The sequence below is a fragment of the Nocardia sp. MH4 genome, from assembly GCF_019266065.1.
Classification (GTDB): domain Bacteria; phylum Actinomycetota; class Actinomycetes; order Mycobacteriales; family Mycobacteriaceae; genus Nocardia; species Nocardia canadensis.
Genome location: NZ_LPNR01000103.1, coordinates 81,228 through 96,668, shown reverse-complemented (window position 1 = coordinate 96,668; position 15,441 = coordinate 81,228). Strand labels below are relative to the sequence as shown.

Sequence of the window (15,441 nt, the reverse complement as noted above, 5' to 3'; positions counted from 1 at the left end):
ACCGACCGTCACCGACGTCATCCAGCGCCGCCAGAACGCGCTCGGCGTCCACCGTGCCCGGACTCACGAGGTCCACGCCGGCGCCGGGGCAGCTCGATCACCACCAGGGGATCGTCCACCGGAACCGCACAGCGGGTGAAGGTCTGCTGATAGTAGGCCGCGAGCTCCTCGTGCTCGAGCGAACCCGGGTAGGCGACATGCGCCACGCCGTCCGCCCAGCGGCCGCGTAGCCGAATCGACACCGGGTGCGGCGCAGCGAAATTGCGCCACCAGGTCTTGGTCTCGGAGCACGCCACCCGGACGACGGCGAGATCGCCCACCCGCGCGTACGCCACCGGTAGCGCGATGGGCCGTCCGGAACGTCGTCCCCGGTAGCGCAACTCGGTCATCGTGGGCACACACCGCGCGACCAACGGTATTCCGAGAGCCGAGACCAGGAAGGACGCCCCGATGCCAGGGGCGTGAAAATTCGTCGAGAGGCTCATGATCGGATCATCGTCTCGCCACCACGCACGTCGCCAGAAGCCGAAGTCCCTGTCCCGAGGGCATTTCGGACTCCGAACCCGCTCGCGCGCCGTTGTGTGTCGGGCACCGCGCCGACCGGATGCCGAAGTTCGTGCGCCGGGACCGAATTCGTTCTACCCGAACCCCGATACTTCGCTCTCGTTCCGAGACTCGTCGAGGCCATCGACATCCAGGATGCTGTCGACCGGTCGGCGAGCGGTCCGCGGGGGCGGCGGCGTTCGGGTGTTGTGCAACCACGGGGTCCGGGCCGCCCGCGCGTGTACGGCACGCACTGTCGTCAGGTCACGTTTCGCGCGTCCCCGTGGCGTCAGACCGGTGTGCCGCCACCGAAGCCACTCGCGAGCAGCAGATCGTGCGCGCGGCGCGCGGACTCGGCGGTCCGCGTGGAGGTGTCCGCTTCCGTCGGCAATTGCTCGAGTCCGTGTGACAGCGCCATAACCGCCTCGGTGAGCGTCGTCACGTGCTGCTCGAGTCGCGTCAGACGATCCGGCTCCGGCTGTTCCTCCACGCCGACCGCGGGCAGATGCAGTTCGCCCGCGATATCGGAGGTCGCCCCGTACAGAAGGCGGAACAGCGTGATCGGCATCCCGGAGAACACGCGCGGGAGCAGGCCGGGGGAGAATTTCGCGTCCAGCGCGTAGGTCACCGCCGCCACCACTCCGGGAACCTCCGCGAGCTCGATCCCGGCTTCCCGGGCGAACTGCGAGCAGAACTCCCGCAGGCCGTGCCGTACCGGAAGGTGACTCGGTACCCAGTTCTCGAAGTACACACCCCGCAACAGCTCCGGCAGCTGCGCGGACAGATGAGCCGAACTGTCGATACCGATCCGATCGCGCACCGTGTGCAACCACGCACGCAGTGCCCGCATGGCGAACCGGCGATCGTCGGTATCGAGACTTTCGGCTACGGCACGTAGCCACACATGGGCCGTGTGGACCGTCGGGGCCAGCGGATCGTGATGGTTCGACATGAGTTCCTCCTGATTGCCGGCACGGGGTTCGGCGAACTTCGCCGAAACGGCGCGAGACCCCGCGGAAACAGCCACGCCAGGCGCACGAGCCACGCCGTCCACCACGCTGTGCCGGTGTAGCTGGGTGAACGACGTCGTTGTCGCCCACCCGGGGATCGTGCTCGATACCTCCATCATCGGCACCGCGGCCGAACCGCCCCAGATCCGAAGGACACCGCCGTCAAGGCTGAAAGCCCCCCGCGTCGAGGACTTCTTCGTCGGTCGGCGGGCCCGGCCGGCGGTTGTCGTGAGCCTTCGCGGATCTACCGAGGACCAACGCCGCAGCCACGCGGGACCTTCGACCGTATCCGGGCGATGCGGGTCCCGGCGAGGCTGGAAACCGACACCGCCGGATCGGAATTCGTGCTCGCCGGCGGCGCGACCGCGGGCCCCGCCGGCTCAGGTCTGGGAGACCCACCGGTGTCGTCCTGCGGTGCGCCTGCCCCGAGAACTTGCCCGCCAACGCATCGGTGACCGACGCGGCAGCAGTCGGACGCGACCGCCGAGATCGCCGACGCGACGGCGGCCTGGCGACGTCGCCTGCCCCGGCGCTGTCACGCTGGACACCAGCGCACCACTGATCGAGACCCTCGCGGTCGCCGATGACACCTGGCATCGCGGCGCGTTCCCACCCCGCTCCCCCGGACACCGCCCTCGCGACAGCAGACCACTCGACAGGAACAATCCCAGCCATCAGGAGACGACCATGACACAGCACACCGAGAGCCCGCACCAGATCGCCTCGGCCGCGATCGTCGTAGGAATCGACGGATCGGAAGGATCGATCAGCGCCGTCCGCTGGGCAGCACGCACGGCCGCGGACCGCGGCCGTGCCCTGCGCATCGTGCACTGCACCGAACCGATCGCCGATCGAACGCCGCGCAGCGCCTACGACGCCTTCATCTACGCCACCATGCAGGACATTCGGCGCGCGGCCGAACAGATGCTCGCCGCCGCCGCCGACGAGGCGCGCGCCGCCGCGCCGGCCGTCACCCTGACCACCGAACTCGCGAACGGGCGGATCGCCCGAACGCTCATCGATGCGTCGGCGCACGCGCATCTGGTCGTGCTCGGCGCGACCCCCGCCGCGGGCGCGCTCGCCCATCTGGGCTCGACGTTGCTCGCGGTGACCGCGCACGCCCACGGTGCCGTCGTCATCGTGCGCGGACCCGATCCAGATCGCCGCGACGGTCCGGTGGTGGTCGGGGTCGACGGCAGCGGCGTCGGTGAACCCGCGATCGGCGCGGCTTTCGCCGAGGCCTCGCTGCGCGGGGCCGAACTCGTTGCGGTGCACGCGTGGAGTGATCTGTCGGAGGGGCAGTTCGGCGGTGTCGATTACCTGGCGATGCCGGTCGACAACTTCGCCGTCGCCGAAGAGGCGCTGCTGGCCGAACGCCTGGCCGGATGGTCCGAGCTGTTCCCCGACGTGGCGGTCCGGCGCGAGGTCGAGGTGTTCGGGCCACGCGAGCGCCTGGCCCATTGGTCGCAGACCGCACAGCTGCTCGTCGTCGGTAGTCGGGGTCGTGGTGGCTTCCGCGGTCTGCTTCTCGGGTCGACCAGCAACTGGCTCGCGCAACACGCCGAGTGCCCGGTCATGGTCGTGCATCACGACTGATCCGTGACGCCTGCTGTTCCGACGCCGACGCCGCGTTTGTACCGCGACCGCGTCGACCCACGCGTGCCGACACCGACCTGTCGTCGTCGACGGACGAACCGGAGGGGCAGGTCAGGGCGTGACCGGCGACGCCGCGAGTACCGTTCCCGGCGGCAAACGCATCAACGTCGTTCCCGTGTCGGCACGGCGTACCGGGGCGCGGGACGGCCGAAGGTCATCTGATCGGGCCGCTGGTCCTCGTCTCCCAGGACCTTCGGCCCTGACCTCGACCACGGCGGACCGGCCATGCTCGGGTTCATGATCTCGAGGTATCTGCGGCGACTCGACCCACGCCGATCGGTCCTGTGCCTACTCGCCGGGCTGATGGCGACGTGGGCGTTCGCCGGGGCTTTCGGCCTGATCACCGGCGCGGTGCCGTTGAGCCCCGCGTCCGTCGAGCGGATCCCCCTCCACAGCCCGATCCTGGCGGGAGTGGGGCTCGCGCTGGTGGTCGGCCTGCCGATGGCGGTCGTGGCACTGACAGTCACCGACGACGACACGCACAACGCGCAGACGACGTTGGTGGCCGCGTCCGCGCTGATCGGCTGGATTCTGCTCCAGCTCGCGCTGCTGCGCGAGTTCAGCTGGCTACAACCGGTCTGTCTCGTTTTCGCCTTCGCCGTTGCCGCTCTGGGCACGCCACCACTGCACGACCACACCGACCTCCGACCGCGAAGCGAGTTGAACTGATGCATGCGCAGGTTGTCTACGAGTCCATGTTCGGCAACACCGCCGCGATCGCCGAAGCCGTCGCGACCGGCCTACGGTCACATTTCGAGGTGACGGTGTCCCCTGTCGCCGAGGCCGTGAATCATCCGGCACCACAGGTCGACCTGCTCGTCGTCGGTGGTCCCACGCACGCGTTCGGGCTCAGCCGAACCGCCACCCGCCAGGATGCGGCGGGCCAGACCGACGATCCTGTCGAGATCGAGATCGGGATTCGAGAATGGCTCGACGCGGCGCTGCCCGTGCCGTCGCCACGGTCGGCCGCCGCCTTCGGCACCAAGATCGCTCATCCGCCCTGGCTGCCGGGTTCGGCGGCGAAAGGCATCGCCAAGCGTCTGCGGCACCTGGGGTACCACCTCGCGGCCGCCCCTGCCGATTTCCTGGTCGAGGACATGACCGGTCCGCTTCGTTCCGGTGAGCTCCAGCGCGCCACCGAATGGGCGGCCCAGCTGGCCGCCGCCTCACCGAGCCTCCCGGATGCGCGATGAGCATGCCGGTCGCGCACGGCCTCTCACGGATCGGCGCGATCGGGGCACCAGCACGGCGGCATCGACTCACCGCTGATCATCGCTGGGCCCGGCGCCGACGTTCGAGCTCGTGGCCGGGCGGTGCGCTCGGGCACAGCGTCAGCTGTGCTCGGGTACTTCCCTTTCCCGCAGGCGGATACCGGTGACGATGTCGGGATCGATCGTGATGACGGCGTCCATCATGCCTTCCACCCAGGGCCGCAGCCGCCGCTCGTAGCTCGCGATGCGCCCGGGGTCGGAGACGGTGCGGGCCAGTCCGGTCACCGACACCGACCATCCGACGCGGCGCACCGGATCGATCTCGTCGGCGCCGTAGGTGACCACCACCGGCGAGCTGTGGGAGGCGAGCCCGGTGAGCGGGGAGTGCAGGCGGGTCCGCACGACGATCAACCCGTCCTCGTCGAGGAGGTGATTGACCGGGCGGATCGCCGGCAACGCGTCGCGGGTGTAGACCACCCTGCCCATCGGCACGCTCGCCAGCAGACGCAACGCCTCCGCCCGTCCCAGCTCGACTACCTGGCGCTGCGCATCACCCGCGTTCCCCGAGTCGATCACCGCGGGACTCCGGCGAGAGGCGAACGCCACATCTCGATCAGCCGCACCAGGTTTCGACCTCGCCTTCTGTTCGTCGGTCCGGTCCTGATGAGACCAAATAGGCCGAGCGATGGCCTAGTGCCGAAGGCCCCTTCACGATGGGCCTTTCAGCCCTTCGACGCAACGATGCCCTGGTGATGCGGAAGGCGGCCACCGACCGTCGGACCACCCTGGGGCATGGCATCGCCCCGACGTTCGAGACCGCGCACAGGCGACCAATGGCGAACCCGGCGTGGACGTTCGGCTCTGCCGGGACGCAACCCGCCACGCCATGCTGGCGTCATGGACCCCAGCACGCATCCGGTACCGATCGCGACCTTCACCATCAATCCCACGGTGGATCTGTCCCTGGAGGTCGCGCGCCTGCGACCCGAGGGCAAGTCACGTGCGCGGCTGCGATCGATACGCGGTGGCGGCGGGGGCATCAATGTCGCGCGCGGTGTCCGGCGTCTGGGCGGTACGGCCCTGGCCCTGCATACCGCGGGCAGAGAAGTGGGCGCGCGGTTGAACCGGCTGCTCGACGACGAAGGGCTCGCGCACCTACCCGTCGATATCGGCGAGGACACCCGCGAGGCCCTCGTCATCGCCGAGCGGGAGTCGGCGAGCAGCTACCACGTCGTTCCCGAGGGGCCGACGTTGTCCGCCGCTGAGGAGCGGCACTGTCTCGACATGATCACCCGAACCGCTCGGCACTGCGACTATTTCGTGCTCTCCGGCAGTGCGACGCCCGGTCTGAGCGCGGAGTTCAGTGCCACGGTGGCGCGCACCGTCGCCGATGCCGGCGCCGCGCTGATCGCCGACATCGCCGGCAGCCAGCTGACGACGATGCTGGCCGAACGCGTCTTCCTGGTTCGGCTGGATCGCGTCGAAGCCGCCGCCCTGATCGGCCGTCCGATCAGCGGGTACGACGACGCGTGCGCGGCCAACGCCCTGCTGCTCGAGCGCGGCGCCTGCGAACACGCGATCACCACGGTCGGTGCGCTCGGCGCGGTGTGCTCCGACAGAAACGGCCACCGCGTGATAGCGGCGCCGCACCTGCCGACGCCGCCGCGCAGCGACGCGTGCGCGGGAGACAGCCTGGTCGCGGCGATCACACACCAGTTGGCTGAGGGCGCCGACGTGCCGCTGGCATGCGAGCTCGGGGTGGCCGCCGCGGCGGCCACCGTCATGCTGCCCGGCACCGACATCTTCGAATCCGCGACGGTGGACACACTCGCGGCTCGGGTCCGCGCAGTGCGGGCGACCGGCTCCGTCACCGAATGACGGTGTCCGGCCATTCCGGGCCCACTGTGCCGAAAGTCCCCGTTGTTCAGGTACAGGTGCCCTGCCGGAGGCCGGCCGGTACGGCGACCCTGAAGATATGAGTGAGATCACCACCGACGACCACGACCGGCAACGGACTTCCGCGGCGCCCGTGGTCGTCGGCGTCGACGATTCAGCCACCGCCATCCGCGCGGCGCAGTGGGCCGCTGTCGTCGCCGACGCCCGGCGCGTACCGCTGCGGCTGGTCCACGTCGCGGGCCGACATGTCGACGCACCGACGAGCGCGGCAATCCTCGACAGCGCCCGTCGCGCTGTGCTCGACCGGTGGGCACGCACAGCACCCACCCCGGCGCCCGCGATCAGCACGCGGGCGCTGCGCGGGGATCCGGCGACCAGGCTGACCGGCTTGTCGGCGAACGCCTCCGAGGTCGTCGTCGGCAGTGCGAGCCGAACCACGCGGTCGATGCTCGGGTCCGTGGCGACCACGCTGGCGGCGTCGGCGCACTGCCCCGTCGCGGTGATCCGGCCCCCAGCCAGCGGGGCCGCGGCGGTGGGGCCGGTGCTGGTCGTCACCACACCCACGGACAGCGGCGCGTCCCTGGCGCTGTCGGCCGCGATGCGTGCCGCCGCTGAGCGCCGCAGCGAGATGACGGTCGTGACCGTCACCCGACCGGCCGCGCGTACCTCGACGCCTCGCGCCGAGCAGGATATCGAGGCACTGCTGGCCTCTCACGGACGCCACTTCCCCACTGTCCGGGCTCGGCTGGTCACCTACTTCGGCCATACCCGCACCGCCATCGAGAAATTCGGTGCCGCAGCGCAATTGGTGGTCACCGCCCGGCACCGCAGACCGTTCTGGCCACAGCTGAGCGGAACCTCGTACCTTGCCCTCCAGCACACTCGTTGCGCGGTCCTGATGGTTCCCGAGCAGCAGGCGCATCCGACCGTCATCGAACGCCTCCGCCTCCGTCGCGCGGCCGACCAGATGATCGGCTGAGTCCTGCGCCCGTGAGCAGAGGCCGCCGCCCATATTCTGCTCGATCCCGACGATCTGCCGATGACCTCGGTCGTCGTCGTTCCTCCGCGCTTCGAGTGAGGGCCGACCACGCCGACGTCGGTGTCAGCCGCACTCGGGAAGCATCAGGTCCTCGATCGGACGACGAGGAGTCATGGTCGGCGCCGCACCGATATCCGGCGCCCATCCCACGCGCAGGAGAGCTTGGGGAAACGCCGTGCCGCCCAGCGCCTCGGTCCGGAGGAAGTCCCGTCGCGACTCGAGCGGCTCTGTGAGCAAGCACGTGGCCAGCCCGATATTGGTGGCGGTCAGCAGCACAGCGCTGACCGCCTCACCGGCACGCAGCCTCGACAGCGCATCGTCGGTCGGTGTGCCGGCCACGAAGAGCTCGGCGTAGTCGACGACCGCAACGTCCGTGCTCTCCGCGGAACCGGCCTCGATCGGCGACCATCGCGGCGCACCTCCGGGAGGCTCCCCAGCGAGCGCAGACCGGCTCGCCGAGAACACCTTCGGGCGAGGCGAGCCCGCGAGGCATTCGCGATCCCTGTCGGAGAGGAGATGCACGACGCCACCCGACGCCGCCGCGCGCTCACGGAACAAGCTCAGGTACCCGGCTGGTATCGGACGCATCTGGTAGGGGCGTTGATCGCTGCGCCGCTCCGTGATCGCCTCGCGCAGCGACTTCTCCAGCATCGTGGCGCGATGCGGTACCCATCGAAGCGACGCCAGAAGCCCGGGTCGGGCAACATCCGGCAGCCGGCGGACGACCGTGGCCCACCCGGCTGCGGCGAAGGCCACGCTCAGATGGTGCAGCGCGATGCCACAGCCCAGCATCGCGTCGCGCGATTCCCGGTCTGTCGCGAACGGCGAATATCGCGGATCCAGGTACAGGTGGACAGCGCGATCGGTCACCCGCCACCGCCACGGCTGGGTGTTGCGCCGGGACGGCGCACGCCCAGCGAGCGTCAGTGCCGCTGTGACGGTGCGGCGGTCGGGCATTGCGGGGTCCATGGGGCGTCGTCCTTTCGTCTGCCTCTCCCACCGTGCCACCGCGCTCCGAGCGAGGTTAGAGCACGAAGGCATCGTCTGAGATGACTTCGGGCCGATACCCGGACCGCCGAGAATCACGCCAGGACCGCGCCGGACACCTGGGGTTCCACTCCCGCAGCGAACACCACCCAGGGCCGAAAGACCCCTCGCACGTAGGACCGAAGCCCTTGATGGTGTTGCCTTTCGGCGCGTTGGCACAACCAGAGAAACATGCAACTCTCAGTTACACCTATTTGCGGCCGTCGGCCGCCGAGCCCTGGGAGTGCAATGACCAGCGAGCAGACCTTCGACGAAACCATGAAGACCCTGTCCGAAGCATCGGTCACCGTGCACTTCGACGCCTTCACCGACATCGCCTGGGACAACCCCGACTACGAGATCCGCTGGAACGACCCACGCTGGGTGCTGCCCGACGTGGATCCCCTCGGCAGGCACCCCTGGTACCGGGCCCTTCCCGTCGAACGGCAGATCGCGATCGGCATCTGGCGCCAGGCCAATGTCTGCAAGGTCGGACGCACGTTCGAGGAGATCCTGATCGGCGGGATCATGGCGTTCGCGATCACCCTCCCCAACGGCAGACCGGAGTTTCGCTACATCACGCATGAGGCGACCGAGGAGTGCCATCACACGCAGATGTTCCAGGAGTTCGTCAACCGCTCGGGGGCCGATGTTCCCGGGGCGCGTCGACTGTTCCGTCGGGCGGGGCCGTTCATCTCGCTTGCCGGGCAGTTCACCCCGGCACTGTTCTGGGCCGGAGTGCTGGCCGGCGAGGAACCGATCGACCACATCCAGAAGGCGTACCTGAGGTCCGATGTCGAGCTGCATCCACTGATCGAGCGGATCATGCAGATTCACGTCGCCGAGGAAGCGCGCCATATCTCGTTCGCGCATCGCTACCTGCGCGAGACCGTCACCACCTACCGGCCCGTCCGCCGGCTGCTGCTGTCGCTGGCATTTCCCCTCATCATGCGGGTGTTGTGTGACGTCATCGTGATCCCGCCGAAGGAGATGACCGATGAGCTCGGCATCCCGAAAAGCGTGATCCGCGAGGCGTTCTGGAACAACGCGGATTCCACCCGGCAATTGCGGGACGTCTTCGCCGATGTCCGCGCCCTGGCGACGGACGCCGGGCTGATGAACCCCCTCGCCCGGCAGGTGTGGCGGTTGCTCGGCATCGACGGTCCGGCATCGCGGTACCGCAGCGAACCCGCGCGCCGTTCGGCCGCCTGAGGCGCGACCCGGTCACCCAGCCGTTGCTTCGCACCGCGTGGGCGCGACCCGGCCGTGCGCCATCATCACACATCAACCTCGACAGGAGTCACACATCATGTCCAGTGAGCCGGAACTTTCACATCCCCAGCATGATTCGGCGGTGGATCTCGACGTGCTCGTGGTCGGCGCCGGACTCTCCGGCATCGCCATGGGCCATTACTTGAAGACGCAGCTGCCGGGCAGGTCCTTCCTGCTGCTGGACGCGCGGGACAGGATCGGTGGCACCTGGGACCTGTTCCGCTACCCCGGCATCCGATCGGATTCCGACCTGCAGACCTACGCCTACGCATTCAAGCCATGGGCCCACGATTCGGCGATCGCGGACGGCGCGGACATCCTCGACTACCTGGCCGAGGCCGTCGACGACGACGAACTGGCGCCGAACATCCGGTTCGGGCACAAGGTGCTCAGCGCGGACTTCTCGACCGAACAGGCCCGTTGGACGGTGCGCGTGCAGGTGGCGAACGACCGCATCGTCACAATGACCTGCCGATTCCTGTTCAGCGCGGCGGGCTACTACTCCTACGAGCAGGCGCACGCGCCCCATTTCGACGGTCAGGAGAACTTCGCGGGGCAGATCGTCCACCCGCAGTTCTGGCCCGAGGACCTGGACTACCGAGATCGCCGGGTGGTGGTGATCGGCAGCGGCGCGACCGCGGTCACCCTGGTGCCTGCGATGGCCGCGACCGCGGCCCGGGTCATCATGCTGCAACGATCACCGAGCTATGTCCTACCGCTGCCCGGTACCGACTATCTGGCGGTCGCGCTGCGGACGGTGCTACCCGGGACTACGGCGTACCGCGTCGCCCGGCGGCTCAACATCGCCCGCCAGCGATTCCTCTGGGAGTTGAGCAAACGGCATCCGACAGTGACCCGCCGGATGATCCGCGCGGTGAACAAGGCGCTGTTGCCGCGCGGGTACGAGGTCGACGTCCACTTCAACCCCCGCTACGACCCCTGGGACGAACGGCTGTGCGCGGTCCGGGACGGCGACCTGTTCAGGGCCATCCGTGAGGGGAGAGCCGAAGTGGTCACCGACCACATCGACCGCTTCCTCGAGCACGGCATCGCGTTGACCTCCGGCAGGCGGATCGACGCCGACATCGTCGTCACCGCGACCGGTCTGCGCTTGCTTCCCTTCGGTGGCATCCAGCTGAGTAAGGACGGTGCGCCCATCGACGTCGGCCGGACCATGGCGTTCAAGGGAATGATGCTCAGCGGCGTACCGAACTTCGCCTACGCGATCGGCTACACCAATTCGTCGTGGACGCTGAAGCTGGATCTGGTGTGCGAACACCTGTGTCGCTTGCTGCGACTGCTCGACGAGCGCGGCTACGACACCGTGGAACCGGTCGCCGACAGGTCGGTCGAGCATCGGCCGATGCTCGACTTCCATGCCGGCTACGTGCGCCGGGCGGCGGACGCGCTCCCCAAACAGGGCACCTCCGGCCCATGGACCGTGACGATGACCTACGCCTCCGACCTCGCACGCCTGCGCAACGGCCCGGTCGACGACCCGGCCTTGAAATTCAGCCGACAGAACATGGATTCGGCCGTTACCACGCATCGGACTCCATCGGCGGTTCCCGAGATCATGGTCACGGACAATATGGATAACCGTGAGCTCACGAGGACCGACCGCGCTCCCCGCCGCGACGCCCGGCCGCAGTCAGCGCGGTGAGCGCCGCGCAGCTCACCCATTCGTTCGGCAACCGGTGACTGGTAGGTCCCCAGCTGACCAGGGACGACCCACCGCCGGGGTGCGCGGAGCTGACGCGATAGAACTTGGCCTCCGCGGGAAAACCGCCGTCGGGCAAGCGCTTCGCCTCGACCGCGTCCAGAGCCTCGGCGCAGCGTGGGTCATCGATCAACTCGGCCTCGGCCAGCACTGTCAACGCGAACAGGATGTCGTAGTGCCAATAGCACGGGAAGTGCAGCTCGAGAAAGGACCGATCGATGATCGAGCCGTCGGTGCGGCGGCGGAACAGTCGACGGCCGAGGAACAGCTCGGAGGCGCGCAGGACGGCCTCACGAGCCTCGCAATCTCGAGTGGTGCGGGCATAGGCATTCAGTGCCCGCAGCGGGACGAGGCTCTCCCCGAAGGACGACACGCGACCGGTCCGCTCGCCGATCGCAGTTCCAGCCGCCGTCGGGCCATTGAGCACGGAGCAGACGGGCGGCCAGGCGATCGACCCGCTCGTCGGCCAGCCCCAACCGCAGCAGCGCCCAGATCAGGTTGCCCTCGATCGACGCGTGCAACGTCGGCAGCTTCTGTCCCCGAACCCGGCCCATATGACGCCGCTCGTATTCCGCCGACAACACCCAGTCCAAGGCTTGCTCGCGCAGCGGCACCAAGGCGTCGTCACCCGACGGGTACCCGAGCTCGGCCAAGGCGACCAGCACCCAATGCGCCCCCCGCCATTTGGCGCTGTAAGGGTGGAAGGGCAGGGTGCCGTCGGCGAGCCGTTCGGAGAGCAGACGCCCCACGCGCTCGCTGCCGGGTACCGCAGCCACCGCCGCGAGGACCGCGGGATCCCGAGACGGCAATCCGACCACACCGACGAGCGTCCGCCAGCGGATGGACGGCTCCCCGGAGCGGAGCAGTCGTGCGACGATCGGGTCCGGTTCGATCGGCATCCTCAGTGCCTCCGTACGGCCGGTTCCGCCGCCGCCCACTGAGCAGATCGGCGGCGAAACGGTGTCGACGACTGTGCCCGGTCGCCGGTGCCGTCCGGCGCGAGAAGCACCAGGCCGATCGGAAACAGCGCCGGAAAACCCACCACCACGTCGACGATGCGCATCTACACCGCCGCGGGGGTGAGGAGGCCGTAGTGCCCGTCGTAGCGGTGATACAGCACTCGGCCGCGACCCCGCTCCGGGTCACGGAAGAACACGAACGGCCATCCCGTCACCTCCAACCGGTCGACGGCGGCGTCGACACCGAGCTCGGGTGGGCGCGCGGAACTGATCGAGACGGCTTCTCTGCCCCCGATCACCAGGTCAGGCCGTGGGTCGAGCTGCGCCAGGCGAAGCCCCGTGGGACCCGACCGGTACAGGACGCTGTCGAGGCCGCTTCCGGATTCGGTGAACAGGTGGAAGTCGTAGTCCAGCAACGCCATATCGAACGCCGCCTCGTCACAGGTCTCCGCCGCGAGGGCGAACGACTTGCGGCGCAGAATCTCACGCTCCTCGATGGGGCGCGGAAAGTAGGGCAGGCGTTGCCGAGGGGCGGCCCCGTGATGCCAGCCCGTCGTGTCCGCGGGCAGGCGATCACCACCACGCTGCGCTTCCCAGCGCCGCGACAAGCGCTCCAGCCGAACACGCAACCGATCCGCCAGCGCATCGATGGCTTCGCGGGTGGTCGCGGCCGTCACCTGCGCGCGCACCGCGACTCCGGCCATGTTCACATTCGCTTGCGCCATGATCGGCTCCACGACCGCCGGGTCCGCGTGACCCACGAGCCGAACCCGCACCGACAGCACCGGTTCCGACGCTGACCGCAATGCGCAGCCGATCTTCTCGCGCGCGTACTCCGTCGCCGCGGCGGACACGTGCCGCCCCAACGAGATCCGCACAGTCGCCTCCGGCGATTCCGTGCTCTGCAGCATGGCGTTCTCCTTCTGTCTCACCTGATCAGACTCGCCGACCCGGGCGCGCGCGGGCAGGGCCCCAATACCGGCCGACTCAGCGCATTGGGCACAGATTCGGAGGTCTTTCGTCACTCCCCCGACCGACAGCAGGCAGTGCCGCTGCCGGTCCTCGCTCGCTCCGGGTGGCGACTCGCGTTCTTCTCCGCCTGGTGGCTCGTCGTCGATTCGGCCCTGGCACCGGCTCCGACACCATCGGTGCGACATCATCGCGCCGGTCCGGCCGAGCGGTGTCAGGCGCGCCTCGAGTACATGAAGAGCCGTGCGGCCCGGCAGACACGGACTTCCGGCACTTCTCGCCGCTCCCCCCGACATTCCAGACTGTGACACCGGCCGAGTCCCACCAGGAGGTACCCATGTCGCTCGCCCGTGGCGAAGACCCCGCTCCCCTGCCGCTCGACGACGGCGCCGAATCAGCGACGACGGTGCGCTGGCCGGAACCGAGTCCGCTCCAGGGATGGTGGAACGAGGTGATGAGCTCGGCCGGAGGAGGTCCGAAGCGGCCGTCTGAATGGGCATGACGGAACCCGCGGTGTTTCTCGAGGCCGCTCGCCACCTCGGCGTTCTCCCGCCGCCGGTCCGAACCATCGGCCGACGGCGATGCCGATGTCAGGCCGTCGCCGCTGCCCGGTGGTCGATCCACGCGTTGTAGCCGCCGACCAGGTCGCTGACCTGTTCGACGCCCAGCGAACGGAGCAGCGACGCGGCAACGCTCGAGCGCCAGCCACCCGCGCAGTGCACCACGATCGGCACACCCGTGGGCAGCTCCCCGATCCTGGACCGCAACTGCGCCAACGGGATCGAGGTCGCTTCGGGAATGTAGCCGAACTCCCGCTCGCCGGGGTTGCGGACATCGACGAGGGCGACCCGGTCGGCGTCGAGTAGCTGTCGCAGCTGCTCGACGGTTGTCCTCGGTGCGGCTTGCACGAGATCCGTCAGTTCAGCCGGGAAGACTCCGCCGTGGTCGACTGTGAAGTACCCGACCGCCTCGTCGGACCCGATGCGCGCCAGTCGCAGCGCCGCGTTCTGTTCTTCGCCGGGATAGGCGATCAGCACGATCCGGTCGCCGATCTCGGCCACCATGCCGCCGGTTTCGGCGAAGCGGCCGTCGAAACCGACGTTCACCGATCCGCGCAGGTGCCCGGCAGCGAAGTCCTCCGGGGTGCGGGCATCGAGAACGATCGTGCCGGAAGCCAATTCGTCGCGAACCTGTCGCGCGGTGAAGGACGGAACGGCGCGGCTCGGATCCAGCACGGCACGGTTGCCCTTGTTGAGGGCGGCGTCGACATGGAAGTACTCCGGGACGGCCGGCTGACCGTGGGTGATCAAAGCGACGAAGGATTCCTCACTCATCGGCTGCACCGACGGATTGGTTCTACGCTGCTCCCCGATCGTCGAGGTCAGCTCTGCGGAGAGGTTCTTTCCGCACGAGGAACCCGCGCCGTGTGCGGGCATGACGATCACCGAATCCGGCAGCGTCAGCAGTGTTTCGTGGATGGTGCGGTACATCGCCCTGGCGAGGTCGGCGGTGGAGCCGTCACCGAGGTTGACCAGGTCGGGTCGGCCCACGTCCCCGATGAAGAGCGAGTCACCGGTCAGCACCGCCGTCGGCCGGGCCGTCGGGTTTTCACGCACCAGCAGGCTGATCGATTCCCAGGTGTGCCCGGGAGTGGACAACACCTCCAACTCGACCTCGCCCAGCGAGACGCGTTCGCCGTGCGCGAGCCGGCGAATCGGGTAGGCGGTCTCGGCCGCGGCACCGAATCCGATCCACGCACCGGTCGCGTCGAGCAGCTCGAGGTGCCCGGAGACGAAGTCCGCGTGGAAATGCGTGTTGATCACGCCTTCGATCGTCAGCCCGAATCGCCGCGCGTCGTCGAGATACTCGGTGACGTCGCGCCGCGGATCGACAACGACGGCCCGTCCGGAGCTCTCGTCGCCGATCAGGTACGAGGCATGGGACAGGCATTCGAGGTAGTACTGCTCGAGAATCATCACGCTTCCTCCATTCCGCGACGACACGTTCTCGCTGCCGCTGTGGACAGATTGCCACATACCCCCTAGGGTATGCAAGTACCCCCCGGGGTATCTTGATGTCAGATCTCTACATCTCCGAGGAGGAGCTCATGTGCTACCCGGTCACCTGTTCGACCTGCAAG

At 68.7% G+C, this 15,441-nt stretch carries 16 protein-coding genes; 7 read left to right on the top strand and 9 right to left on the bottom strand.

Annotated features, from left to right (window positions below; all coding sequences use genetic code 11):
- Positions 1–17 precede the first annotated feature (17 nt).
- Both ATM97_RS17310 and ATM97_RS17305 read right to left on the bottom strand, forming a co-directional pair.
- A complete protein-coding gene (locus tag ATM97_RS17310) occupies positions 18–485 on the bottom strand; it encodes a nitroreductase/quinone reductase family protein (RefSeq protein WP_218719058.1) in 468 nt (155 codons plus the stop codon).
- A 347-nt stretch (positions 486–832) separates the two neighbouring features.
- Positions 833–1,495 carry a DUF2267 domain-containing protein gene (locus tag ATM97_RS17305; RefSeq protein ID WP_218719057.1) on the bottom strand — a complete coding sequence of 221 codons (663 nt, stop codon included), beginning with the start codon at positions 1,493–1,495 and terminating at the stop codon, positions 833–835.
- Between the two features lie 745 nt (positions 1,496–2,240).
- Between ATM97_RS17305 and ATM97_RS17300 the strand changes: the two genes are divergently transcribed.
- From ATM97_RS17300 to ATM97_RS17290, 3 genes are all read left to right on the top strand, one after another.
- On the top strand, positions 2,241–3,149 hold the full coding sequence (locus ATM97_RS17300) for a universal stress protein (protein ID WP_218719056.1): 909 nt from the start codon (positions 2,241–2,243) through the stop codon (positions 3,147–3,149).
- Between the two features lie 297 nt (positions 3,150–3,446).
- On the top strand, positions 3,447–3,878 hold the full coding sequence (locus tag ATM97_RS17295) for a hypothetical protein (protein ID WP_218719055.1): 432 nt from the start codon (positions 3,447–3,449) through the stop codon (positions 3,876–3,878).
- A complete protein-coding gene (locus tag ATM97_RS17290) occupies positions 3,878–4,402 on the top strand; it encodes a flavodoxin family protein (RefSeq protein WP_218719054.1) in 525 nt (174 codons plus the stop codon). Before ATM97_RS17295 ends, ATM97_RS17290 begins: the two co-directional genes overlap by 1 nt.
- Positions 4,403–4,540: 138 nt before the next feature.
- Here ATM97_RS17290 and ATM97_RS17285 read toward each other — a convergent pair whose 3' ends face one another.
- Positions 4,541–4,996, bottom strand: coding sequence for a pyridoxamine 5'-phosphate oxidase family protein (locus tag ATM97_RS17285; RefSeq protein ID WP_308248523.1), 456 nt, complete (start codon positions 4,994–4,996; stop codon positions 4,541–4,543).
- Positions 4,997–5,317: 321 nt separating this feature from the next.
- Between ATM97_RS17285 and ATM97_RS17280 the strand changes: the two genes are divergently transcribed.
- Together ATM97_RS17280 and ATM97_RS17275 are read left to right on the top strand one after the other, a co-directional pair.
- Positions 5,318–6,298: a 1-phosphofructokinase family hexose kinase gene (locus ATM97_RS17280; RefSeq protein WP_218719053.1), complete on the top strand. Its 981-nt coding sequence runs from the start codon at positions 5,318–5,320 to the stop codon at positions 6,296–6,298.
- A gap of 97 nt (positions 6,299–6,395) precedes the next feature.
- The gene (locus tag ATM97_RS17275; protein WP_218719052.1) at positions 6,396–7,295 is read left to right on the top strand and encodes a universal stress protein; all 900 of its coding nucleotides are present in this window, start codon (positions 6,396–6,398) and stop codon (positions 7,293–7,295) included.
- Positions 7,296–7,418: 123 nt separating this feature from the next.
- Here the strand turns inward: ATM97_RS17275 and ATM97_RS17270 are convergent, their stop codons facing one another.
- Complete coding sequence (locus tag ATM97_RS17270) at positions 7,419–8,324, bottom strand: NAD(P)H nitroreductase (protein WP_218719051.1); 906 nt, start codon at positions 8,322–8,324, stop codon at positions 7,419–7,421.
- A gap of 306 nt (positions 8,325–8,630) precedes the next feature.
- On the opposite strand from ATM97_RS17270, the gene ATM97_RS17265 reads away from it, so the two are divergent.
- A complete protein-coding gene (locus ATM97_RS17265) occupies positions 8,631–9,593 on the top strand; it encodes a diiron oxygenase (protein WP_218719050.1) in 963 nt (320 codons plus the stop codon).
- Between the two features lie 97 nt (positions 9,594–9,690).
- Entirely contained in the window at positions 9,691–11,316 is a 1,626-nt protein-coding gene (locus ATM97_RS17260; protein WP_218719049.1) for an NAD(P)/FAD-dependent oxidoreductase, read from the top strand.
- Here the strand turns inward: ATM97_RS17260 and ATM97_RS17255 are convergent.
- The 5 genes from ATM97_RS17255 to ATM97_RS17235 all read right to left on the bottom strand — a co-directional run bounded on the left by ATM97_RS17255 (position 11,261) and on the right by ATM97_RS17235 (position 15,277).
- Positions 11,261–11,746 (bottom strand): hypothetical protein, encoded by a 486-nt coding sequence (locus ATM97_RS17255; protein ID WP_218719048.1) that lies wholly within the window; start codon positions 11,744–11,746, stop codon positions 11,261–11,263. The two genes, ATM97_RS17260 and ATM97_RS17255, sit on opposite strands and share 56 nt — an antisense overlap.
- Positions 11,664–12,272, bottom strand: coding sequence for a hypothetical protein (locus tag ATM97_RS17250; RefSeq protein WP_218719047.1), 609 nt, complete (start codon positions 12,270–12,272; stop codon positions 11,664–11,666). Before ATM97_RS17250 ends, ATM97_RS17255 begins: the two co-directional genes overlap by 83 nt.
- Positions 12,273–12,274: 2 nt before the next feature.
- Complete coding sequence (locus tag ATM97_RS17245; RefSeq protein ID WP_218719046.1) at positions 12,275–12,436, bottom strand: hypothetical protein; 162 nt, start codon at positions 12,434–12,436, stop codon at positions 12,275–12,277.
- The gene (locus ATM97_RS17240) at positions 12,437–13,243 is read right to left on the bottom strand and encodes a sigma 54 modulation/S30EA ribosomal C-terminal domain-containing protein (RefSeq protein ID WP_218719045.1); all 807 of its coding nucleotides are present in this window, start codon (positions 13,241–13,243) and stop codon (positions 12,437–12,439) included. It lies immediately after the preceding gene.
- Positions 13,244–13,891: 648 nt separating this feature from the next.
- Positions 13,892–15,277, bottom strand: a complete 1,386-nt coding sequence (locus ATM97_RS17235) for a rhodanese-like domain-containing protein (RefSeq protein WP_218719044.1) — start codon at positions 15,275–15,277, stop codon at positions 13,892–13,894.
- Positions 15,278–15,441: the final 164 nt, after the last annotated feature.